Raw genomic sequence first — 19,503 nt, 5'->3', positions numbered from 1 at the left:
AACACTCAATCGCCCGAGTGTAGAGCATTTGTCAGGTGAGTTTCTCGAGGATCTTCCACACCATGATGCCCAGGATGCCCAGCATGCCGATCCACATCATCAGCACCCCGCTGTTGCGCTCGCGCATGCTGAAGCCGACGGTGAGCAGGATCAACCCGGCGATCACCGGGAGGAACATCGTTTGAAACTCGGACATGCGCAAGGTCCTTATGCTGTAGGAGGTGTAATGATGGGCAAGCATAGCGCCAAATGTTTGCGCGCGGGTTGATGGGGGTCAGTCGTGGCCTCTTCGCTGGCAAGCCAGCGCCCACAGGTACGGCGCCTGTTTGGCGATCACCGCAGTGCTGTGGGCGCAGGCCTGTCAGGTCAGGGCAGATCGCGGCTCAGGTAGAACGCGGTCAGCACCTTGACCAGGTGCGCCAGGTCCTGGCTGCCGCACAGCTCGCGGATCGAGTGCATGGCAAACGTCGGCAGGCCGATGTCCACCGTGCGCACACCCAGGTGGCTGGCGGTGATCGGGCCGATGGTCGAGCCGCAGCCCATGTCGCTGCGCACCACGAAGCTCTGCACCGGCACTTCCTCGGCCATGCACAGGTGGCGGAAGAAACCGGCGGTTTCGCTGTTGGTGGCGTAGCGCTGGTTGTTGTTGACCTTGATCACCGGGCCGGCGTTGAGCTTGGGCCCGTGGTTGCCGTCGTGCCGGTCGGCGTAGTTGGGGTGCACGCCGTGGGCATTGTCGGCCGACACCAGCAGCGAGCGCTGGATGGCCCGGACGAAATCGTCACCGTCGGGCAGCAGGCGGCGCAGGGTCTGTTCCAGCATCGGGCCGTCGGCGCCGCAGGCGGAGCTGGAGCCGACCTCTTCGTGGTCGTTGCACACCAGTACACAGGTCTCGTCGCTGTCGGCGGCCAGCAGGGCCTGCAGGCCGGCGTAGCACGACAGCAGGTTGTCCAGCCGCGCGCCGGCGATGAAGTCGCCATGCAGGCCGACCACGGCGGCGTCCTGGGTGTCGTAGAAGTTCAGCTCGTAGTCCAGCACCACGTCGGCGTTCAGGCCATGTTCGCGGGCCAGTTGCTCGGTGAGCAGGGCGCGAAAGTCGACGCGCTCGTCACCGGCCACCTGGGCCAGGATCGGTGGCAGCTCGGTCTGCGGGTTGATCGCCCAGCCTTCGTTGGCGCTGCGGTTGAGGTGGATCGCCAGGTTGGGGATCACCGCGATGGGCTGCTTGAAGTCGATCAGCTGGCTTTCGACCTTGCCGTCGCGGCGGAAGGTCACGCGCCCGGCCAGCGACAGGTCGCGGTCGAACCAGGGGGCCAGCAGGGCGCCTCCGTAGACTTCCACGCCCAGCTGCCAGAAGCCCTGGCGTTGCAGTTCGGGCTGTGGCTTGACGCGCAGGCAGGGGCTGTCGGTGTGGGCGCCGACCAGGCGAATGCCGTCGAGCAGCGGCGAATGGCGGCCGAGCTTGATGGCGATGATCGAGGAGTCGTTGCGGGTCAGGTAGTAGCGTCCGCCGGGCGTGGTGGCCCAGCTGTCACGTTCGTCCAGGCGCTGGTAGCCGGCGGCCTCGAGGCGCTGCGACAGGCTGGCGGTGGCGTGGAACGGCGTGGGGGAGGCCTTGAGAAAGTCGATCAGGCCTTGGTTCAGTGCATCGCGCATAGGTCACTCCAGACAGCAGTGGCGCGAGTTTAACGTATTGATCACGGATTTGCGTGGGCCCTATCGCGGGGCAAGCCCGCTCCCACAGCGTTCAGGGTGATCGTTGTGGGAGCGGGCTGACCCGCGATGGCCGCGCCGCGGTGTATCAGAACGGCGCCGGGCACTCGAAGCGCAGTCGTTCGCCGCTCACCGGGTGGGTGAAGCTCAGCATGCTGGCATGCAGGCACAACCGCTCATGCGCCGCCAGGGCCTCGGGGTAGGCGTACAGTCGATCCCCCAGCAGCGGATGCCCGATCGACAGCATGTGCACGCGCAACTGGTGTGAACGCCCGGTAATCGGCGTGAGCTCCACCCGGCAATGATCGCCACAGCGCTCGACGATGCGCCAGAAGGTCAGCGCATGCTTGCCCTGCTCGTGGTCCACCACGTGCCGTGGCTTGGTGGGCGGGTCGTAGCGCAACGGCAGGTCGATGCTGCCGCTGTCCAGCGCAGGCTGGCCCCAGCACAGTGCGGTGTAGGCCTTCTCGGTTTCACGGTCATGGAACTGGCGCGACAGCTCGCGGTGGCTGTCGGCGTCGCGCGCCAGCAGGATGATCCCCGAGGTTTCCCAATCCAGACGGTGCACGATCAGGGCGTCGGGGTAGCCGTTTTCCTGCAGGCGGGTGATCAGGCAATCCTTGTTGTCGTCGGCGCGCCCCGGCACGGACAGCAGCAGGGTCGGCTTGTTGACCACCAGGATGGCGGCATCCTGGTGAAGGATGTGAACGTTGGACAGCGGCATTGCGTGTTCTCTGCAAACGCCAACGGCGGCGGCCGGGCCCGGGCTGTATGAGCCCGGGCCCGGCCGCCGCCGTGGCAGGTTACCCCTGTGCGCCGATCAACGATCGGGCAGGGTGATATTGAGTTCCAGGATGGAGCAGCTGCCCTGGTTCTCCAGAGCGACGTGCACATCATCCGAGCCGATGTTGACGTACTTGCGGATCACCTCGACCAGTTCCTTCTGCAAGGCTGGCAGGTAGTCCGGAGTACTGCGCTGGCCGCGCTCGTGCGCCACGATGATCTGTAGACGCTCTTTCGCGACCGACGCGGTGCTTACTTTTTTGTTGGCACGAAAGAAGTCAAAAAGGTTCATTGGTCAGTTGCCTCCAAACAGGCGCTCGAAGAATCCCTTCTTCTGTACATCGAGGAACCGGTGTTCCACGGTTTTGCCCAGCAGGCGGTCGACGGTGTCGCTGTAGGCCTGGCCGGCATCGCTCTGGTCGTCGAGGATCACCGGCACGCCCTGGTTGGATGCCTTGAGCACCGCCTGGGATTCGGGGATCACGCCCAGCAGCGCGACGGCGAGGATTTCCTTGACGTCCTCGACACCGAGCATTTCGCCCTTGCTCACGCGCTCTGGATGGTAGCGGGTGATCAGCAGGTGTTCCTTGATAGGGTCTTCGTTGCGTTCGGAACGGCGCGACTTGCTGGCCAGCAGGCCCAGCATGCGGTCCGAGTCACGTACCGAGGAGACTTCCGGGTTGGTCACCACGATGGCTTCGTCGGCGAAGTACATGGCCAGGTGGGCGCCTTTCTCGATACCGGCCGGCGAGTCGCAGACCACGTATTCGAATTGCTCCTTGAGCTCCATCAGGACCCGCTCCACGCCTTCGAGCGTGAGCGCATCCTTGTCACGGGTCTGGCTGGCGGCCAGCACGTACAGGTTCTCGAGGCGCTTGTCCTTGATCAGGGCCTGCTGCAGGTTGGCTTCGCCATTGACCACGTTGACGAAGTCGTACACCACGCGGCGTTCGCAGCCCATGATCAGATCGAGGTTACGCAGGCCGACGTCGAAGTCAACGATGACCGTCTTGTGGCCGCGCAATGCGAGGCCGGTACCGATAGCGGCGCTGGTGGTGGTCTTACCCACACCACCCTTGCCGGATGTAACCACTAGAATCTTGGCCAAGGTGTATCACCCCTAAAGAAAAAGGACGTTGAGGTCCCAGAAATATCCAAACCGGCAACATATGGAAAAGTTGCGCTGAAAATGGCGGCAAGTATCCGTTAAAGACGGGTGATGTTCAACACGTCACCGGACAGGCTGACCTGCACGTTGGCCCCCCACAACGGGTCGCGACGCAGGTCTTCGGCCACCTTGTACTGCCCGGCGATCGAGACCATTTCGGCGGTCAGCTGCTGGCAGAAAATACGTGCCCTGGTGTTGCCCTTGATACCGGCGAGGGCGCGACCGCGCATCGCGCCGTAAACATGGATGTTGCCATCGGCCAGAAGTTCCGCACCGGGGCTGACCGAAGCCAGTACCACCAGGTCGCCGCCCTGAGCATAGATCTGTTGGCCGCCACGCACCGGCGAGGTGATGATTTTTGTCGGTTTTACCGCAGGCTCCGGCGGCGGGGCCGGGGCCGGCTCTGGCTTGGGCGCCGGTGGCACCTCCACCGCAGGCTCCAGCGCACGTTCGCGGGCACCGGACGGCGGCAGCACCGGCAGGTCGATGGCAATGGCGGCGGCGATGTCCTCGATACGGCTGGCGCGAATGGCCAGGGTGCGCAGGCCATGGTGGCGGCATACGCGCATCAGCCCGGGCAGGTCGACCGCGCCTTCGCCGGCCGGCAGCTTGTCCAGCGCCAGCACCAGCGGGGTGTTGCTGAAGAAGTTGGGGGCCTGGGCGACTTTGGCCGCCAGTTGCCGATCGAGGCCTTCGAGGTCGTTCTGCGCAAGCTCGAGCACCGTGATGGCGAGCATGCTGCCCTTGAGCTGGAACACGGGGGCTTGGTCTGGCGTCTGGGTTTGGCTCATGGTTGGCATAAGGCAGCTTGTTACGAAAAAGTGCTCAGACTTATAACGAGAACGCCGGTTAGCCGCAACCCGCAGCGAACCGTTGTAGAATGCCCGGCCATCGTCTTTGCGGAATGTTTAATGGATCGCCCGCGTTTTCGCCTTTATTTTCTTCATCCACGCTTCTGGCCGCTGTGGCTGGGCCTGGCCCTGCTGTGGCTGATCGTGCAGCTGCCCTACCGGGCTTTGCTGGTGCTGGGCCGCCTGCTGGGCGCGCTGATGTACCGTGTTGCCGGTGACCGTCGACGCATTGCTGCGCGCAACCTGGAACTGTGTTTCCCCGAATTACCGTCTGTCGAACGAACCCGTCTGCTCAAGGAAAACTTCGCCTCCACCGGCATCGCCTTCTTCGAAATGGCCATGAGCTGGTGGTGGCCAAAGGCCCGGTTGGCGCGCCTGGCGCACATCGAGGGGCTGGAGCACCTGCAGGCGGCGCAGCGTGACGGGCAGGGGGCCATCCTGATGGCCCTGCACTTCACCACGCTGGAGATCGGTGCGGCGCTGCTGGGCCAGGAACACACCATCGACGGCATGTACCGCGAGCACAAGAACCCGTTGTTCGACTTCGTGCAGCGCCGCGGGCGCGAGCGGCACAACCTCGACTCGCTGGCCGTGGAGCGCGAGGACGTGCGCGGCATGCTCAAGCTGCTGCGCTCGGGGCGCGCCATCTGGTATGCGCCCGACCAGGACTACGGCGCCAAGCAGAGCGTGTTCGTGCCGCTGTTCGGGATCGAGGCGGCTACCGTGACCGCCACCACCAAGTTCGCCCGCCTGGGGCGGGCGCGGGTGATCCCGTTCACCCAGCAGCGCCTGGCGGACGGCAGTGGCTACCGGCTGGTGATCCATGCGCCGCTGCAGGATTTTCCGGGGGAGAGCGAAGAGGCCGACTGCCTGCGCATCAACCAGTGGATCGAGTCGGTGCTGCGTGAATGCCCCGAGCAGTACCTGTGGGCACACCGACGCTTCAAGTCGCGCCCGCCGGGGGCGCCCAAGCTGTACTAGGACGAATCGCGGTGTGGCTTTCGCCGGCAATGCCGGCTCCTACATAGGTGTGCGGTACCGGTAGGAGCCGGCCTTGCCGGCGAAGGCGGCGACACAGAATTCAGGGAGTACCCCATGCCAGCACCCCAACCGGTCACCGGCCTGATCCTCTCGGGCGGTGGCGCTCGTGCCGCCTACCAGGTCGGCGTGCTCGCCGGCATCGCCGACCTGCTGCCCGCCGGCGCCGGCAACCCGTTCCCGGTGATCGTCGGCACCTCGGCCGGGGCCATCAATGCGGTGACCCTGGCCAGCGGTGCGATGCATTTTGCCGACGCCATCCGCCGCCTCACCGGCTTCTGGCAGGGCTTTCGCAGCCACCAGGTACTGCGCAGCGACTGGCCCGGGGTGATCCGCCAGGCCAGCCGTTTCGTCGGCCACAGCCTGCTGGGCCTGGGGGCCCAGGTACCGGTGGCGCTGCTCGACAGCTCGCCGCTGCGCAAACTGCTCAACCAGCACCTGGACCTGGACGGCATCGGCCATGCCATCGACCAGCAGCACCTGCGCGCGGTGGCGGTGACCGCGTTCGGCTACGAGTCGGGCCAGGCGGTGACCTTCTACCAGGGCAAGGGCGCCATCGACCCGTGGCTGCGCCATCGACGCATCGGCATGCCGACCCGCCTGAGCGTCGAGCACCTGCTGGCCAGTTCGGCCATCCCGTTGCTGTTTGCGCCGATCAGGCTGGGCCACGAATTCTATGGTGACGGTGCGGTGCGCCAGTCGGCGCCGATCAGCCCGGCGCTGCACCTGGGCGCCAACCGCGTGCTGGTGGTGGGGGTCAGCGGCAACCCCCAGGGGCCGACGCCGGGTGATCCACGCGAGCGGGTGTTCAGCGGCAAGCAGCCGAGCCTGGCGCAGATCGGCGGGCATCTGCTCAACAGCACGTTCATCGACAGCCTGGAAGACGACCTGGAGCTGTTGCAGCGGCTCAACCACCTGAGCCACCTGCTGCCCAGCGACGTGCAGCCCCGGCGCCTGGGCCTGGCCCCGGTGGAGGTGCTGGTGGTTGCGCCCAGCCAGCCGCTGGACGAGATCGCCGCCCGCCATCGGCGTGAACTGCCCGCCGCGCTGCGCATGTTCCTGCGCGGCCCGGGGGCGACCAAGACCAGCGGCGCCGGGGTGCTCAGCTACCTGTTGTTCGAAGCCGGGTATTGCAGCGAGCTGATCGAACTGGGCCGGCGCGACGCGCTGACCAAGCAGGGCGAGCTGTGCCGCTTTCTCGGCCTGCCGCTGCCCCGGCCCTGAGCGCTACTCGGCGATCTGCAGGCGGCGTGCCTCGGTGTACACGTAGCGCACCTTTTCATACTCGAACGGCGAGTTCAGCTGGCCGTAGCGAAAGCTGGTGGTATAGCGCTTGTCGATGGCGCGCAGTACCCAGACCTCCGGGTTGTCGCTGCTGACCTCGGCCATGTTGAGGAAGTTGATCCAGTTCTCGGCGCTGTAGTCCACCACCAGCCCGCCGGTGTCGCGCAGGTTCGACGGGCCCAGGATCGGCAGCATCAGGTACGGGCCGTCCGGCACGCCATAGAAGCCCAGGGTCTGGCCGAAGTCTTCGCTCTGGTGCGGCAGCCCCATCTTGGTCGCCGGGTCCCACAGGCCGGCGACGCCCAGGGTGGTGTTGAACAGCAGGCGCGCGGTGATCTCCATCGAGCGCTTGCCCTTGAACTGCAGCAGGCTGTTGAGCAGGTTGGGCACATCGCCCAGGTTGCTGAAGAAGTTGCTGACCCCGGTGCGCACGAAGCTTGGGGTGATGTAGCGGTAGCCATTGACCACCGGCAGGAACACCCACTGGTCGAAGCGGTAGTTGAAGTGGTACAGCCGGCGGTTCACCGACTCGAACGGGTCGTAAACGTTCAGCGCGGTCAGGGTCGAACGCTCGAACTCGCGCTGGTCCAGGCCGGGGTTGAACTTGAGTTCCTTGAGCGGATCGGTGAAGCCGTCGGCTTCGATCACGCTGGCTCGCGCCGGGATCTCATCGGCCTGTACCAGGCCTGCGGCGAGCAACGCCGTCACGATCAGAAGTTTTTTAACCACGGAAAAACTCCAGCATCGCGTCGCTGTTGACGCGGTAATTGATATTGCCGCAGTGCCCGCCATGCGGGTACAGGGTCAGGCGGTCGCCAAAGGTGCTGCGCAGAAAGCCGATGTCGCCGGGGCCCAGGATCACATCGTCGGCGTTGTGCATCACGGCGATTTTCGGGCTGTTTTGCAGGTAGTCCTTGAGGGCATACAGGCTCACCTGGTCGATCAGCTGCAGCAGGCTGCCGCCATCGGTGCGGGCGCGCCACATGGGGATGACCTGCTCGGTCAGGTAGCAGTCGAAGTCGCATTGCAGCGCACGCTTGAAGAACGGCGTGAGGCTGCTGCCTTCGGTGATCGGGTACTTGGGCGGGGTGATCAGGCCGCGGCGGTTGATCAGGTCGGAGGTAAAGGCGATATCGGCGGACGAGAAGCGGAACGAGGTGCCGATCAGCATCGCCATCTGCTCGTTGCTCAGGTGCTGGCGCGACTGCTGGAAGTCGTAGAGCAGTGCGTCGTTGAGGTCGATGTAGCCTTTTTGCTGGAAGTAGCGCGTGAGCTTGGTCAGCACCAGTTCATAGAAGGTGGTGCTGTTGTTCACGCCCTTGACCTCGGTCTGCACCAGCTTGTCGAGGTTGCTGATCGAGGTGTAGAGGTTGACCGGCGGGTTGAGCAGCAGCACGCGCTTGAAGTTGAAGCTGCGCCGGGTTTCGTCCAGGTGGCTGACGAAGGCTGCGTCGAGGGCACCGAGGCTGTAGCCGGTGAGGTAGTACTCGCTGACAGGCAGGCGCGGGTGCTGGGCGCGCACGCCCTGCATCACCCGGTACAGGTCTTCGGCGTCTTCGGCGCTCACGCCCGGGGTGGCGAAGCGCGAGGCGGCGCTGATGAAGTCGAAGCTGGTAGGCGAGGACAGCTGCACCACGTGGTAGCCGGCCTTGTAGTAGAGGCGCTTGAGGTACTCGTTGAGGCTGCTGGTGTAGGGCGCGCCGGTACCGGCGATCAGGAAGATCAGCGGCGCCTCGTGGTCCTGTCGGGCCAGGCGATAGCGCAGCTTCTTGACCGCCCAGAAGTTGTCCGGAAGGGTGAACTCGCGTTCGGGGCGCAGGTTGAGGCTGTAGTCGGACTGATCGATGTCATCGTCGGTCGGCAGTTCGGGGCGCAGGTCGGGCGGTGTGGAGGCGATCGTCGCCTCGAAGGGATTGGTCAGCGGGTAGCCATAGGTGGCCGCATCGACATCCACCGCAGACGCGGCCGCACTCATCAAGAGGCCACCCAGCAGGGCAGCAAGGCGCAGTGATCGAAGCATGACGGATCCCCAGGAAAGGCAAGGCAAAGTGTGTACTGCAGGCTAGGACACTCGTGCTATCGGCAAAGTTGCCTTGTGCCCCGGCATTTACCGTCCCCGATGTTGCCGTGCTGGCCAGTGCCAGGGCAACAGCGGGTTTTGTTTCTTTGCTGATAAAAGTAGCTCAGGCCGCCGCTTTTGCCTTGCACAGGCCCGGTGGGGGATTATGCTGGGCGCCGTTTTCCTGTTTCCGGAGTTGTCATGTCCCGCCGTTTGCCGCTGATTGCCTTGCTTGTGTGCCTGTCGCTGTGGGCTGCGGCCTGCTATGGGGTGCGTTACGGCTTCATGGAGGATGTCAGGTGGGTCGGTGTGTGCAGCTCGCCCCAGGTGAGCTGGGAGTGCCAGTTGCGCGCCACGCTGGGCCTGATGATCCACTTGCGGGTGCTGGGCTGGGTCGCCCTGGGGTTGGCCGTGGTGGCGACGCTGGTGCCGCGTCGGGCCGGCTGGTGGCTGGCGGTGCTGTCACTGGTGTTCGGGCTGCCGGCACTGGCGCTGTACACCGTGAGCCTGGCGGCGTTCGCGCTGGTGCTGGCGGGGTTGCGGCTGGTGCGGCGCACGGCCTGAGGCTCACGCTGTATCGTTCGCCGGCAAGGCCGGCGCCTATCGGGTTCAACGCGGTCCCTGCAGGAGCCGGCCTTGCCGGCGAAGAGCCGACGCTCAGCCCTGCCTGATCCGCAGGCAGCGCCACAGCGCCGCGGTCATCAGCGCGCTCACCAGGGCCCACACCAGCGCCTGCTGGCTGCTCAAGCCCTCGATGAACAGCTGCGGCGCAATCCCGGCGCCGACGATGAAGGTCAGCAAGGCCACCTCGGCGCGCGTTACCCGCACCGGTCGCAGCAGGTACACCACCGCCGGCAGCACCAGCGCCGGGCTCGGGAAGCTGCGGTAGCGCGGGTCGAACACCAGCGCCAGCATGCTCACCGCCGCCGCGAAGCCGGCCGCCATCACCCACCAGCCGGCACGCGCCTGCAGCCAGGCGAACAGGCGCTCACGCCAGCCACTGCGCTGTGCCAGCGCCAGCGCGCCATGGGCCAGTACCACCAGGTTGAGCCCCGCCAGCAGCACGGCCCACAACCACTCGCCAACGAAGCGGCTGTTGACCCGTACCAGCTCGCCCCACAACCCCAGGCTGGCGGCCCCCAGTGCGGCCAGCAAGGGCAGCGCCAGGGCGCCACGCACGCCGCGCACCGGCCCGGCCAGGGCCAGGGTGGCGGCGAACAGCAGCACGCCGATGCCCAGCCACTGCGGCCAGAACGGCAGGTTGCTCACCGGGCCTTCGAGTATGCCCTTGTCCTGCCGGTCGGCATCGTACAGCCCCCAGTAACCGCCCACCGCGCCTTCGCTGGCGCGCTTCCACGGCTGGTCGAAGGCTTCGATCAGGTTGTAATGCCAGCCATTCTGCTCGGCCATGGCGACGAACCCGCGAATGAAGCGCGCTTCGTTGACCCGGCTGGGCAGGGCGGTCTCGCGCTGGCGCCCTTCGCTGGGCCAGCCGGTTTCGCCGATCATCACGTCCTTGGGCGCGAAGCGGTTGCCGAACACCTGGCGGATCTCGCCAACGTGGGCCAGCGCTTCGTCGATGCCCTTGGGATCATCTTCCCAGTAGGGCAGCAGGTGAATGGTCACGAAGTCCACCTGCGGCGCGATCTGTGGGTGCTGCAGCCAGAACTCCCACACGTCGGCGTAGGTCACCGGTACCTGCACCTGGCTTTTCACCTGGTGGATCAGATCGGCCAGGTGATCGCCCGTCACTTCCTTGCGCAACAGCACCTCGTTGCCCACGATCACGGCGCGGGTGATGTCCGGGTTGGCATTGGCGGTGGCGATCAGGGCCTTGATCTCCTTGGCCGTGACCAGCGGGTCGGCACTCACCCAGGCCCCGAACATCACCTTCAGGCCGTACTTGCGCGCCAGCTGCGGGATCGCTTCCAGGCCCGTCATCGAGTAGGTGCGGATGCATTCGAAGCGCTGTGCAAGCAGGGCGAGGTCAGCCTCCACGCGCTCCGGGCGCAGGCTGAAGGGCTGGTCGAACGGCGACTGGTCCTTGTCGAAGGGCGTGTAGGAGACGCATTGCAACTTGTGCGTGGGGCTGGCGGCGTCCGGCAGCGATACCGGCTTGCCGAGCCCGTACCAGAGCCCGCCCAACGCGAACAGGCCAAGCAGGCAGGCAAACAGGTAGGGCAGCAGCGGGAAGCGGGCAGTCGAGGGCATGGCGCGGACCGGTCAGGAAACAAAGCCGCCAATACTACCTGCAAATGCCGGCCGGTAGCGGGCCTGGCTGGCGTTGTGATGTCGTTTCTCGATGTTTCGACGTCGCTGACAGAGCAGGTTGGCCGCCAGTGGCGGTTGATGATGCAGGTTCCGTGACGTGACGAGGGGATGCTTTGATGAAAATGCGACGACTCCTGGGGGCGGGCACTGCCCTGATACTGGCCATGGGCACCAGCCTGGCCATGGCCAAGGAAGTAAGCATCGGCTACGTCGATGGGTGGTCCGACAGCGTGGCGACCACCCATGTGGCGGCCGAGGTGATCAAGCAGAAGCTCGGTTATGACGTCAAGCTGATGCCGGTGGCCACCGGCATCATGTGGCAGGGGGTGGCCACCGGAAAGCTCGATGCGATGCTGTCGGCCTGGCTGCCGGTGACCCATGGCGAATACTGGGCCAAGAACAAGGACAACGTGGTCGACTACGGCCCCAACTTCAAGGACGCCAGGATTGGCCTGATCGTGCCCGAATACGTCAAGGCGCAGTCGATCGCCGACCTCGGAAGCGATGCCGGCTTCAAGAAGAAGATCGTCGGCATCGACGCCGGGTCCGGGGTGATGCTCAAGACCGACCAGGCGATCAAGGACTACGACCTTGCCGGCTACAAGCTGCAGGCCAGCTCCGGCGCTGCCATGACCTCTGAACTGGGGCGCGCCTACGCCAAGCAGCAGCCCATCGTGGTCACCGGCTGGGTGCCGCACTGGATGTTCGCCAAGTGGAAGCTGCGCTTTCTCGAAGACCCCAAAGGCGTGTACGGCGCCGCCGAGACGGTCAACAGCATCGGCAGCAAGGAACTCGATACGAAGGCGCCGGAAGTCGCAGCGTTCCTGAAGAAGTTCTCGTGGCAATCCAAGGACGAGATCGGCGAAGTCATGCTGGCCATTCAGGAAGGCGCAAAGCCGGACGCTGCGGCGAAGGAGTGGGTCGCCAAGCACCCCGAGCGGGTCGCCGAGTGGACCGCAAAATAATGGCCTGAGGCCTCTATCTGGCACCTTCCAGGGCCGCGCGGTGTTTTGCCACCGCGCGGCCCTTTGCATGGGCGGCTGTTACGTAGCCGGTAAAAGAGTTTTACATCTAAGACTAAGGTCGTCTGGAGTGCGTCCCAAGGCAGCATAAAGTGGCGTGGTACTACCCAATCTGTGCTGCGAGGACAAAAACAATGAACGACAGCATTTATCTCTCGATACAAAACAGCCCGCGGTTCAAGGAGCTGGTTTCAAAACGTGAACGCTTCGCCTGGATTCTCTCGGCGATCATGCTCGGCCTCTACGCCGCCTTTATCCTGTTGATTGCCTACGGCCCGCAGATTCTGGGTGCCAAGCTCAGCCCCGGCTCCTCGATTACCTGGGGTATCCCGCTGGGTGTGGGTCTGATCGTTTCGGCTTTCGTGCTGACCGGCATCTACGTACGTCGTGCCAATGGTGAGTTCGACGAGCTGAACAACGCGATCCTGAAGGAGGCTCAGCAATGATCCGGCGTCTACTGGCAACACTGGCCTTTGGCGCTTTCGCGCCTGCCGTCTGGGCCGCCGACGCCCTGACCGGCGAGGTGCACAAACAACCCCTGAACGTCTCGGCGATCCTGATGTTCGTCGCCTTCGTCGGTGCCACCCTGTGCATCACCTACTGGGCTTCAAAGCGTAACAAGTCGGCCTCTGACTACTACGCCGCAGGCGGGCGAATCACGGGCTTCCAGAACGGCCTGGCGATTGCCGGCGACTACATGTCGGCAGCCTCCTTCCTGGGTATTTCCGCACTGGTATACACCTCCGGTTACGACGGCCTGATCTACTCGATCGGCTTCCTGGTGGGCTGGCCGATCATTCTGTTCCTGATCGCCGAACGCCTGCGCAACCTGGGCAAGTACACCTTTGCCGACGTGGCCTCGTATCGCCTCGGGCAAAAGCAGATCCGCACCCTGTCAGCCTCCGGCTCGCTGGTGGTGGTGGCGTTCTACCTGATCGCGCAGATGGTCGGCGCCGGCAAGCTGATCCAGCTGCTGTTCGGCCTGGACTACCACGTGGCGGTCATCCTGGTGGGTATCCTGATGTGCATGTACGTGCTGTTCGGCGGCATGCTCGCAACCACCTGGGTACAGATCATCAAGGCGGTGCTGCTGCTGTCCGGTGCCAGCTTCATGGCGCTGATGGTGATGAAGCACGTCAACTTCGACTTCAATGCGCTGTTCTCCGAGGCGATCAAGGTTCACCCCAAGGGTGAGGCGATCATGAGCCCGGGCGGCCTGGTCAAAGACCCGATCTCCGCGTTCTCGCTGGGCCTGGCGCTGATGTTCGGTACCGCTGGCCTGCCGCACATCCTGATGCGCTTCTTCACCGTGAGCGACGCCAAGGAAGCGCGCAAGAGCGTGCTGTATGCAACCGGCTTCATCGGCTACTTCTACATCCTGACCTTCATCATCGGCTTCGGCGCGATCCTGCTGGTCAGCACCAACCCGGACTTCAAGGACGCAGCAGGCGCCTTGCTGGGCGGCAACAACATGGCTGCGGTGCACCTGGCCGACGCCGTGGGCGGCAGCATCTTCCTGGGCTTCATCTCGGCAGTGGCCTTCGCCACCATCCTGGCAGTGGTTGCCGGCCTGACCCTGGCCGGTGCCTCGGCGGTGTCCCATGACCTGTATGCCAGCGTATGGCGCAAGGGCAAGGTCAACGACAAGGACGAGATCCGCGTGTCGAAGATCACCACCGTCGCACTGGGTGTGCTGGCCATCGGCCTGGGTATCCTGTTCGAAAGCCAGAACATCGCGTTCATGGTCGGCCTGGCGTTCTCGATCGCGGCCAGCTGCAACTTCCCGGTACTGCTGCTTTCGATGTACTGGAAGAAGCTGACCACCCGTGGCGCCATGATCGGCGGCTGGATGGGGCTGGTAAGTGCGGTGGGCCTGATGGTGCTCGGTCCGACCATCTGGGTGCAGATCCTGGGTCACGAGAAAGCCATCTACCCGTATGAGTACCCGGCGCTGTTCTCGATGCTGATTGCCTTTGCCGGTATCTGGTTCTTCTCGGTTACCGACAAGTCCAAGGCAGCGGATGACGAGCGTGCGCTGTTCTTCCCGCAGTTTGTCCGGTCGCAAACCGGCCTGGGGGCAAGCGGTGCTGTTTCGCACTGAGTCCTGAGCAATAAAAAAACGGCCTTCGGGCCGTTTTTTTATGTGGGGGCCATTGCACCCCCGGGTTTCTATATCTTGCCGAGCAACAACAGGATCAACAGGATGATCAGCACGGTACCAATGATGCCGGACGGGCCGTAGCCCCAACTTCTGGAGTGCGGGAAAACGGGTAAGCCACCGATCAACAGCAAAATCAGGATGATGATAAGTATGGTGCCCATGGCAGAGTCCTTTTGTTGAGTACGGTAATCAGCGTATGCAGTTGCGATCCATCTCTTCGGTCATGACGTTCATGTCCGCCTGTTAAATCGGACTCCCACAGGCAACTAAAAGTTTAGTTCGATATGTGTTTGCCCGCGCCATTCAGCATCCTGATACAGCGTGGGCGTCGCTGCACCCTTCGCTACACTGGCCTTCAACTTCAGGAACAAGGCATCCGGCTATGCAAAACCGCATGATGATCACTGGCGCCGGGTCCGGCCTTGGCCGCGAGATTGCCCTGCGCTGGGCCCGCGAGGGTTGGCAACTGGCCCTGAGCGACATCGGCGAGGCCGGCCTGCAGCAGACCCTCACGCTGGTGCGCGAGGCGGGCGGCGAGGGCTTCGTCCAGCGTTGCGACGTGCGCGACTACAGCCAGCTCACCGCCCTGGCCCAGGCCTGCGAAGAAAAGCTCGGCGGCATCGATGTGATCGTCAACAACGCCGGGGTGGCGTCGGGCGGTTTTTTTGCCGAGCTGTCGCTGGAAGACTGGGACTGGCAGATCGCGATCAACCTGATGGGCGTGGTCAAGGGCTGCAAGGCGTTCCTGCCGCTGCTCGAACGCAGCAAGGGCCGCATCATCAACATCGCGTCCATGGCGGCGCTGATGCAGGGGCCGGCCATGAGCAACTACAACGTGGCCAAGGCCGGGGTGGTGGCGCTGTCCGAAAGCCTGCTGGTGGAGCTGCGCCAGCAGCAGGTGGCGGTGCACGTGGTGTGCCCGTCGTTCTTCCAGACCAACCTGCTGGATTCGTTCCGCGGCCCCACCCCGGCAATGAAGGCCCAGGTGGGCAAACTGCTGGAAAGCTCGCCGATCAGCGCCAGCGACATTGCCGGCTATATCTACGAGGGGGTGGCGCGCGGTGACTTCATGATTCTGCCCCACGAGCAGGGGCGCCTGGCCTGGCAGCTCAAGCAGCGCGACCCGCAGGCGCTGTATGACGAAATGGCCGAGATGGCCGTGCGAATGCGTGCCAAGGGGCGTCAGACGCAGGCGTAGGCTGTTCGCTACGGTATGCTAGGCGCTTTTGCGCGGGTAGCAGCGGACGTGATGAATTATGTGTGGTTCTTTCTGGCGGCGGTGTTCGAGATCGCCGGCTGTTATGCCTTCTACATGTGGCTGCGGCTGGGCAAGAGCGGCTGGTGGATCGCCCCCGCGCTGCTCAGCCTGACCCTGTTCGGCCTGCTGCTGACCCGCGTCGAGGCGGCCTACGCCGGGCGCGCCTACGCCGCCTATGGCGGCATCTATATCGTCACTTCGCTGCTGTGGCTGGCGGTGGTGGAGCGTGCCCGGCCGATGGGCAGCGACTGGCTCGGTGCGTTGCTGTGCGTGATCGGCGCCACCATCATCGTGATCGGACCACGTCTGCAAAACAGCTGAGCGAGTAGGATCTTGTAGGCAAATTCCCGCAAAGTTGTGGGAATTGTCTATTTGCCTGTCAGAGCGTTGAACCGTTTCAGCACCCGGTTCAGTCTTCACTCTCCCCTGATGTGGAGGATTGGAGAATGCTGGTCATAGGGCGCGAAGTCGGCGAGGTCATCACCATCGATGACGACATCAAGATCAAGGTACTGTCGGTAGACGGCAACACGGTGCGTTTCGGCATCTGCGCACCACGCGATGTGGAGGTGCACCGTGCAGAAATCTATCGGCGTATCGCCGAGCAACTGGGCAAGGGCGGCCTGGGCGCCTGATCACTGATCGTCGAGCAGCTCGCGGGGCACTTCATGCCTGGCGAGCAGTTGGCACTGCTGGCTGTCCAGGTCGAACAGGATCACCGCCTGCCCCTTGGCCAGCGCCTGGCGCACGCGCAGTACACGGGTTTCCAGCGGGGTGTCGTCGCCATTGTCGGTACCGTCGCGGGTGACGAAGTCTTCGATCAGGCGGGTGAGGGTGTCGGCTTCGAGCTGGTCGTAGGGTATCAACATAAAAAAGCTACAGAATCAGGAAAGGTTTCGCACATGCTACGCGAAACCTTTCCTGCATGTGGCCTGCAGTGGCTAGCCTTTTTGGCCAACCAGGCTGTCCACCGCCGGTACGCGGGTATCACTTTCCATTTGTGCGTCGTGTTCCAGCTGGTGGCTGAAGCTTTCCAGCGAACTGCCGGTGGGCTTGGAATCGCTGGCGAACACCGGCGGGCTGAGCAGGTAGGCGCTGAGCAGGCGGCTGAGGGCAGCCAGGCTGTCGATATGGGTGCGCTCGTAGCCGTGGGTGGCGTCGCAGCCGAACGCCAGCAGCGCGGTACGGATGTCATGCCCGGCGGTGATCGCCGAATGCGCGTCGCTGAAGTAGTAGCGGAACAGGTCGCGGCGCACCGGCAGGTTGTGCTCGCGGCCCAGGCTCAGCAGGTGGCGCGACAGGTGGTAGTCGTAGGGGCCGGCGGAGTCCTGCATGGCCACGCTGACCGCGTGTTCGCTGGAGTGCTGGCCGGGGGCGACCGGGGCGATGTCGATGCCGACGAATTCGCTGACGTCCCACGGCAATGCGGCGGCGGCCCCCGAGCCGGTTTCTTCGGTGATGGTGAACAGCGGATGGCAGTCGATCTGTGGCTGGATGCCGCTTTCGACGATGGCCTTGAGCGAGGCCAGCAGCGCCGCGACGCCGGCCTTGTCGTCCAGGTGACGGGCGCTGATATGGCCGCTTTCGGTGAACTCGGGCAACGGGTCGAAGGCCACGAAGTCACCGATGCCGATGCCCAGGGTTTCACAGTCGGCGCGGGTGGTGCAGTAGGCATCCAGGCGCAGCTCGACGTGCTCCCAGCTCACCGGCATCTGGTCGACCGCGGTATTGAAGGCGTGCCCGCTTGCCATCAGCGGCAACACGCTGCCGCGAAACACGCCGGTGTCGGTGAACACGCTGACCCGGCTGCCCTCGGCGAAACGGCTCGACCAGCAGCCGACCGGGGCCAGGCCCAGGCGGCCGTTGTCCTGCAAGGTGCGCACGCTGGCGCCGATGGTGTCCAGGTGCGCCGAAACGGCGCGGTCGGGCGAGCTCTTGCGGCCCTTGAGGGTGGCGCGGATGGTGCCGCGCCGGGTCAGCTCGAAGGGGATACCCAGTTCTTCCAGGCGCTCGGCCACGTAGCGCACGATGGTGTCGGTGAAGCCGGTGGGGCTGGGGATGGCGAGCATTTCCAGCAGGACCTTCTGCAGATAGGTCAGGTCCGGTTCGGGCAATTGATCAGGCATGCGGACTCCTCGTGGGGCGTTGTCACGGCACCGGCCGGCTGTGCGGGAACAGCAGGTCGACGAAGCGTTCGGCAGTGGGTTGGGGTTCGTGGTTGGCCAGACCGACCCGTTCATTGGCTTCGATGAACACGTAGTCGGGCTGGTCGGCGGCCTTGACCATCAGGTCCAGGCCGACCACCGGAATGTCCAGGGCGCGGGCGGCCCGCACGGCGGCATCCACCAGGGTCGGGTGCAGGCGTGCGGTGACGTCCTCCAGGCAGCCGCCGGTGTGCAGGTTGGCGGTACGCCGTACGGCCAGGCGCTGGCCGGCGGGCAGAATGGTGTCGTAGTCGACCCCGGCGGCGTGCAGGGTGCGCTGGGTCTCGGCGTCGAGCGGGATCTTGCTTTCGCCACCGGTGGCGGCCTGGCGCCTGCGGCTCTGGGCTTCGATCAGCGCACCGATGGCGTGCTGGCCGTCGCCGACGATCGAGGCCGGGTGACGAATCGCGGCGGCCACCACCTCGTAGCCGATGACCACGATGCGCAGGTCCAGCCCTTCATGAAAGCTTTCCAGCAACACGCGGCTGTCGTACTGGCGCGCGTGCTCGATGGCGGCGTCCAGGTCTTGCAGGCAGGTCAGGTTGACCGCCACGCCGTTGCCCTGTTCGCCATCCAGCGGCTTGACCACCACCGCGCCGTGGTCTTCCAGAAAGGCCAGGTTGTCGGCGGCGTTGCCCGCCAGCTGTTGCGCCGGCAGGCTCAGGCCGGCGGCTTCGAGCACCTTGTGGGTCAGGCTCTTGTCCTGGCACAGGGTCATGCTCACGGCGGTGGTCAGGTCGCTGAGCGACTCGCGGCAGCGCACCCGGCGTCCGCCGTGGTTGAGGGTGAACAGCCCGGCGGTGGCATCGTCCACCTGCACATCGATGCCGCGCTTGTAGGCTTCCTCGACGATGATCCGCGCATAGGGGTTGAGCCCGGCCTCCGGCCCCGGCCCCAGGAACAGCGGCTGGTTGATGCCGTTCTTGCGCTTGACCGCGAAGGTGGGCAGGGTGCGAAAGCCCAGCTTGGCGTACAGCCGCTTGGCCTGGCGATTGTCGTGCAGCACCGACAGGTCGAGGTGGCTCAGCCCGCGGCTCATGAAGTGTTCGATCAGGTGGCGTACCAGTACTTCGCCGACCCCGGGCCGGGTGCAGTTGGGGTCCACGGCCAGGCACCACAGGCTGCTGCCGTGCTCCGGGTCGTCGAAGGCCTTTTGATGATTCAGGCCCATCACGCTGCCGATCACCGCACCGTTGTCCTCGTCTTCGGCCAGCCAGTACACCGGGCCGCCCTGGTGGCGCGGAGTGATCAGCGCCGGGTCGACCGGCAGCATGCCACGGGCCACGTACAGCTCGTTGATGGCTGCCCAGTCGCTGTCGCTCTGTGCGCGGCGGATACGAAAGCCGCGAAACACTCGCTGCGCCTGGCGGTAGTCGCTGAACCACAGGCGCAAGGTGTCGGAGGGGTCGAGAAACAGCTGTTGCGGCGCCTGGGCCAGTACCTGCTGGGGGGCGGCCACGTACAGCGCGATATCGCGCTCGCCGGGCTGCTCCTTGGCCAGGGCCGCCGCCAGGCTGGCCGGGTCGGGGTAGGTGTGGCCGATCAGCAGCCGGCCCCAACCGCAATGCAACCAGCGCGGCTGGTCGTGCGGGTCGCTGCCGTCGCCGGCCAGTTGCGCCTGCAGGCGTTCATAGGACGGCACCTGGCCGCGCAGCAGGCGCTGGCCATAGGGTGAGGCATGGGCTTTCATC

22 protein-coding genes are annotated in these 19,503 nt (G+C 64.8%); 9 read left to right on the top strand and 13 right to left on the bottom strand.

What is annotated here, in order from left to right:
• Positions 1-31 precede the first annotated feature (31 nt).
• The 6 genes from MF6396_RS28770 to minC all read right to left on the bottom strand — a co-directional run bounded on the left by MF6396_RS28770 (position 32) and on the right by minC (position 4,455).
• Entirely contained in the window at positions 32-196 is a 165-nt protein-coding gene (locus tag MF6396_RS28770; RefSeq protein WP_167400231.1) for a hypothetical protein, read from the bottom strand.
• 170 nt (positions 197-366) lie between these two features.
• Positions 367-1,656, bottom strand: coding sequence for a M18 family aminopeptidase (locus MF6396_RS04285; protein WP_078479782.1), 1,290 nt, complete (start codon positions 1,654-1,656; stop codon positions 367-369).
• A gap of 145 nt (positions 1,657-1,801) precedes the next feature.
• The gene (locus MF6396_RS04280; RefSeq protein WP_054914663.1) at positions 1,802-2,437 is read right to left on the bottom strand and encodes an RluA family pseudouridine synthase; all 636 of its coding nucleotides are present in this window, start codon (positions 2,435-2,437) and stop codon (positions 1,802-1,804) included.
• Between the two features lie 96 nt (positions 2,438-2,533).
• Entirely contained in the window at positions 2,534-2,788 is a 255-nt protein-coding gene (gene minE / locus MF6396_RS04275; protein WP_019693048.1) for a cell division topological specificity factor MinE, read from the bottom strand.
• A 3-nt stretch (positions 2,789-2,791) separates the two neighbouring features.
• Positions 2,792-3,604 (bottom strand): septum site-determining protein MinD, encoded by an 813-nt coding sequence (gene minD, locus MF6396_RS04270; RefSeq protein WP_043862644.1) that lies wholly within the window; start codon positions 3,602-3,604, stop codon positions 2,792-2,794.
• A gap of 98 nt (positions 3,605-3,702) precedes the next feature.
• Complete coding sequence (gene minC / locus MF6396_RS04265; protein ID WP_370409160.1) at positions 3,703-4,455, bottom strand: septum site-determining protein MinC; 753 nt, start codon at positions 4,453-4,455, stop codon at positions 3,703-3,705.
• 120 nt (positions 4,456-4,575) lie between these two features.
• Between minC and MF6396_RS04260 the strand changes: the two genes are divergently transcribed.
• Positions 4,576-5,496: a lipid A biosynthesis lauroyl acyltransferase gene (locus MF6396_RS04260; RefSeq protein WP_043862646.1), complete on the top strand. Its 921-nt coding sequence runs from the start codon at positions 4,576-4,578 to the stop codon at positions 5,494-5,496.
• Positions 5,497-5,610: 114 nt separating this feature from the next.
• Positions 5,611-6,777 carry a patatin-like phospholipase family protein gene (locus tag MF6396_RS04255; RefSeq protein ID WP_043862647.1) on the top strand — a complete coding sequence of 389 codons (1,167 nt, stop codon included), beginning with the start codon at positions 5,611-5,613 and terminating at the stop codon, positions 6,775-6,777.
• A gap of 3 nt (positions 6,778-6,780) precedes the next feature.
• On the opposite strand, the gene MF6396_RS04250 is transcribed toward MF6396_RS04255, so the two are convergent.
• Positions 6,781-7,566 (bottom strand): MlaA family lipoprotein, encoded by a 786-nt coding sequence (locus tag MF6396_RS04250; RefSeq protein ID WP_054915870.1) that lies wholly within the window; start codon positions 7,564-7,566, stop codon positions 6,781-6,783.
• Positions 7,559-8,857, bottom strand: coding sequence for a serine/threonine protein kinase (locus MF6396_RS04245; RefSeq protein ID WP_043862649.1), 1,299 nt, complete (start codon positions 8,855-8,857; stop codon positions 7,559-7,561). The genes MF6396_RS04250 and MF6396_RS04245 overlap by 8 nt, the downstream gene beginning before the upstream one ends.
• A 240-nt stretch (positions 8,858-9,097) precedes the next feature.
• Between MF6396_RS04245 and MF6396_RS04240 the strand changes: the two genes are divergently transcribed.
• Positions 9,098-9,460 carry a hypothetical protein gene (locus MF6396_RS04240; RefSeq protein WP_043862650.1) on the top strand — a complete coding sequence of 121 codons (363 nt, stop codon included), beginning with the start codon at positions 9,098-9,100 and terminating at the stop codon, positions 9,458-9,460.
• 93 nt (positions 9,461-9,553) lie between these two features.
• Here the strand turns inward: MF6396_RS04240 and MF6396_RS04235 are convergent, their stop codons facing one another.
• Positions 9,554-11,107, bottom strand: a complete 1,554-nt coding sequence (locus MF6396_RS04235; RefSeq protein WP_078479781.1) for a glycoside hydrolase family 17 protein — start codon at positions 11,105-11,107, stop codon at positions 9,554-9,556.
• A gap of 176 nt (positions 11,108-11,283) precedes the next feature.
• Here MF6396_RS04235 and MF6396_RS04230 point away from each other — a divergent pair, with 176 nt between their 5' ends.
• The 3 genes from MF6396_RS04230 (at position 11,284) to MF6396_RS04220 (ending at position 14,290) form a co-directional block, all read left to right on the top strand.
• Positions 11,284-12,132 carry a glycine betaine ABC transporter substrate-binding protein gene (locus tag MF6396_RS04230; protein WP_054915868.1) on the top strand — a complete coding sequence of 283 codons (849 nt, stop codon included), beginning with the start codon at positions 11,284-11,286 and terminating at the stop codon, positions 12,130-12,132.
• A 191-nt stretch (positions 12,133-12,323) separates the two neighbouring features.
• On the top strand, positions 12,324-12,635 hold the full coding sequence (locus tag MF6396_RS04225; protein WP_043862653.1) for a DUF485 domain-containing protein: 312 nt from the start codon (positions 12,324-12,326) through the stop codon (positions 12,633-12,635).
• Positions 12,632-14,290, top strand: a complete 1,659-nt coding sequence (locus MF6396_RS04220) for a cation acetate symporter (protein WP_043862654.1) — start codon at positions 12,632-12,634, stop codon at positions 14,288-14,290. Before MF6396_RS04225 ends, MF6396_RS04220 begins: the two co-directional genes overlap by 4 nt.
• A gap of 68 nt (positions 14,291-14,358) precedes the next feature.
• Here the strand turns inward: MF6396_RS04220 and MF6396_RS04215 are convergent, their stop codons facing one another.
• Complete coding sequence (locus MF6396_RS04215; RefSeq protein ID WP_010224169.1) at positions 14,359-14,511, bottom strand: DUF3309 family protein; 153 nt, start codon at positions 14,509-14,511, stop codon at positions 14,359-14,361.
• A gap of 221 nt (positions 14,512-14,732) precedes the next feature.
• On the opposite strand from MF6396_RS04215, the gene MF6396_RS04210 reads away from it, so the two are divergent.
• The 3 genes from MF6396_RS04210 (at position 14,733) to csrA (ending at position 16,243) form a co-directional block, all read left to right on the top strand.
• Entirely contained in the window at positions 14,733-15,548 is an 816-nt protein-coding gene (locus tag MF6396_RS04210; protein ID WP_054915867.1) for an SDR family oxidoreductase, read from the top strand.
• Between the two features lie 48 nt (positions 15,549-15,596).
• Positions 15,597-15,929: a YnfA family protein gene (locus tag MF6396_RS04205; RefSeq protein WP_054915866.1), complete on the top strand. Its 333-nt coding sequence runs from the start codon at positions 15,597-15,599 to the stop codon at positions 15,927-15,929.
• 125 nt (positions 15,930-16,054) lie between these two features.
• Positions 16,055-16,243: a carbon storage regulator CsrA gene (gene csrA, locus MF6396_RS04200; protein WP_043862657.1), complete on the top strand. Its 189-nt coding sequence runs from the start codon at positions 16,055-16,057 to the stop codon at positions 16,241-16,243.
• Here the strand turns inward: csrA and MF6396_RS04195 are convergent, their stop codons facing one another.
• The 3 genes from MF6396_RS04195 to ngg form a co-directional block, all read right to left on the bottom strand.
• A complete protein-coding gene (locus MF6396_RS04195; protein WP_043862658.1) occupies positions 16,244-16,477 on the bottom strand; it encodes a YheU family protein in 234 nt (77 codons plus the stop codon).
• Positions 16,478-16,549: 72 nt separating this feature from the next.
• Positions 16,550-17,734, bottom strand: coding sequence for an osmoprotectant NAGGN system M42 family peptidase (locus MF6396_RS04190; RefSeq protein WP_043862659.1), 1,185 nt, complete (start codon positions 17,732-17,734; stop codon positions 16,550-16,552).
• 22 nt (positions 17,735-17,756) lie between these two features.
• Positions 17,757-19,502, bottom strand: a complete 1,746-nt coding sequence (gene ngg / locus MF6396_RS04185; RefSeq protein ID WP_058541030.1) for an N-acetylglutaminylglutamine synthetase — start codon at positions 19,500-19,502, stop codon at positions 17,757-17,759.
• Position 19,503: the final 1 nt, after the last annotated feature.

Source organism: Pseudomonas sp. MF6396, from assembly GCF_002018915.1.
Classification (GTDB): Bacteria; Pseudomonadota; Gammaproteobacteria; order Pseudomonadales; family Pseudomonadaceae; genus Aquipseudomonas; species Aquipseudomonas palmensis.
This window is presented reverse-complemented; position numbering and strand designations above follow the sequence as displayed.

Excerpts from the sequence above, each read along its gene's own strand:
- MF6396_RS04225 (WP_043862653.1), top strand. The coding sequence starts at position 12,324 with ATGAACGACAGCATTTATCTCTCGATACAAAACAGCCCGCGGTTCAAG.
- MF6396_RS04245 (WP_043862649.1), bottom strand. The coding sequence starts at position 8,857 with ATGCTTCGATCACTGCGCCTTGCTGCCCTGCTGGGTGGCCTCTTGATG.
- MF6396_RS04230 (WP_054915868.1), top strand. The coding sequence starts at position 11,284 with ATGAAAATGCGACGACTCCTGGGGGCGGGCACTGCCCTGATACTGGCC.
- MF6396_RS04240 (WP_043862650.1), top strand. The coding sequence starts at position 9,098 with ATGTCCCGCCGTTTGCCGCTGATTGCCTTGCTTGTGTGCCTGTCGCTG.
- minC (WP_370409160.1), bottom strand. The coding sequence starts at position 4,455 with ATGAGCCAAACCCAGACGCCAGACCAAGCCCCCGTGTTCCAGCTCAAG.
- MF6396_RS04255 (WP_043862647.1), top strand. The coding sequence starts at position 5,611 with ATGCCAGCACCCCAACCGGTCACCGGCCTGATCCTCTCGGGCGGTGGC.
- MF6396_RS04235 (WP_078479781.1), bottom strand. The coding sequence starts at position 11,107 with ATGCCCTCGACTGCCCGCTTCCCGCTGCTGCCCTACCTGTTTGCCTGC.
- csrA (WP_043862657.1), top strand. The coding sequence starts at position 16,055 with ATGCTGGTCATAGGGCGCGAAGTCGGCGAGGTCATCACCATCGATGAC.
- MF6396_RS04220 (WP_043862654.1), top strand. The coding sequence starts at position 12,632 with ATGATCCGGCGTCTACTGGCAACACTGGCCTTTGGCGCTTTCGCGCCT.
- MF6396_RS04210 (WP_054915867.1), top strand. The coding sequence starts at position 14,733 with ATGCAAAACCGCATGATGATCACTGGCGCCGGGTCCGGCCTTGGCCGC.
- MF6396_RS28770 (WP_167400231.1), bottom strand. The coding sequence starts at position 196 with ATGTCCGAGTTTCAAACGATGTTCCTCCCGGTGATCGCCGGGTTGATC.
- ngg (WP_058541030.1), bottom strand. The coding sequence starts at position 19,502 with ATGAAAGCCCATGCCTCACCCTATGGCCAGCGCCTGCTGCGCGGCCAG.
- MF6396_RS04280 (WP_054914663.1), bottom strand. The coding sequence starts at position 2,437 with ATGCCGCTGTCCAACGTTCACATCCTTCACCAGGATGCCGCCATCCTG.
- MF6396_RS04260 (WP_043862646.1), top strand. The coding sequence starts at position 4,576 with ATGGATCGCCCGCGTTTTCGCCTTTATTTTCTTCATCCACGCTTCTGG.
- MF6396_RS04285 (WP_078479782.1), bottom strand. The coding sequence starts at position 1,656 with ATGCGCGATGCACTGAACCAAGGCCTGATCGACTTTCTCAAGGCCTCC.
- MF6396_RS04190 (WP_043862659.1), bottom strand. The coding sequence starts at position 17,734 with ATGCCTGATCAATTGCCCGAACCGGACCTGACCTATCTGCAGAAGGTC.
- MF6396_RS04215 (WP_010224169.1), bottom strand. The coding sequence starts at position 14,511 with ATGGGCACCATACTTATCATCATCCTGATTTTGCTGTTGATCGGTGGC.
- minE (WP_019693048.1), bottom strand. The coding sequence starts at position 2,788 with ATGAACCTTTTTGACTTCTTTCGTGCCAACAAAAAAGTAAGCACCGCG.
- MF6396_RS04195 (WP_043862658.1), bottom strand. The coding sequence starts at position 16,477 with ATGTTGATACCCTACGACCAGCTCGAAGCCGACACCCTCACCCGCCTG.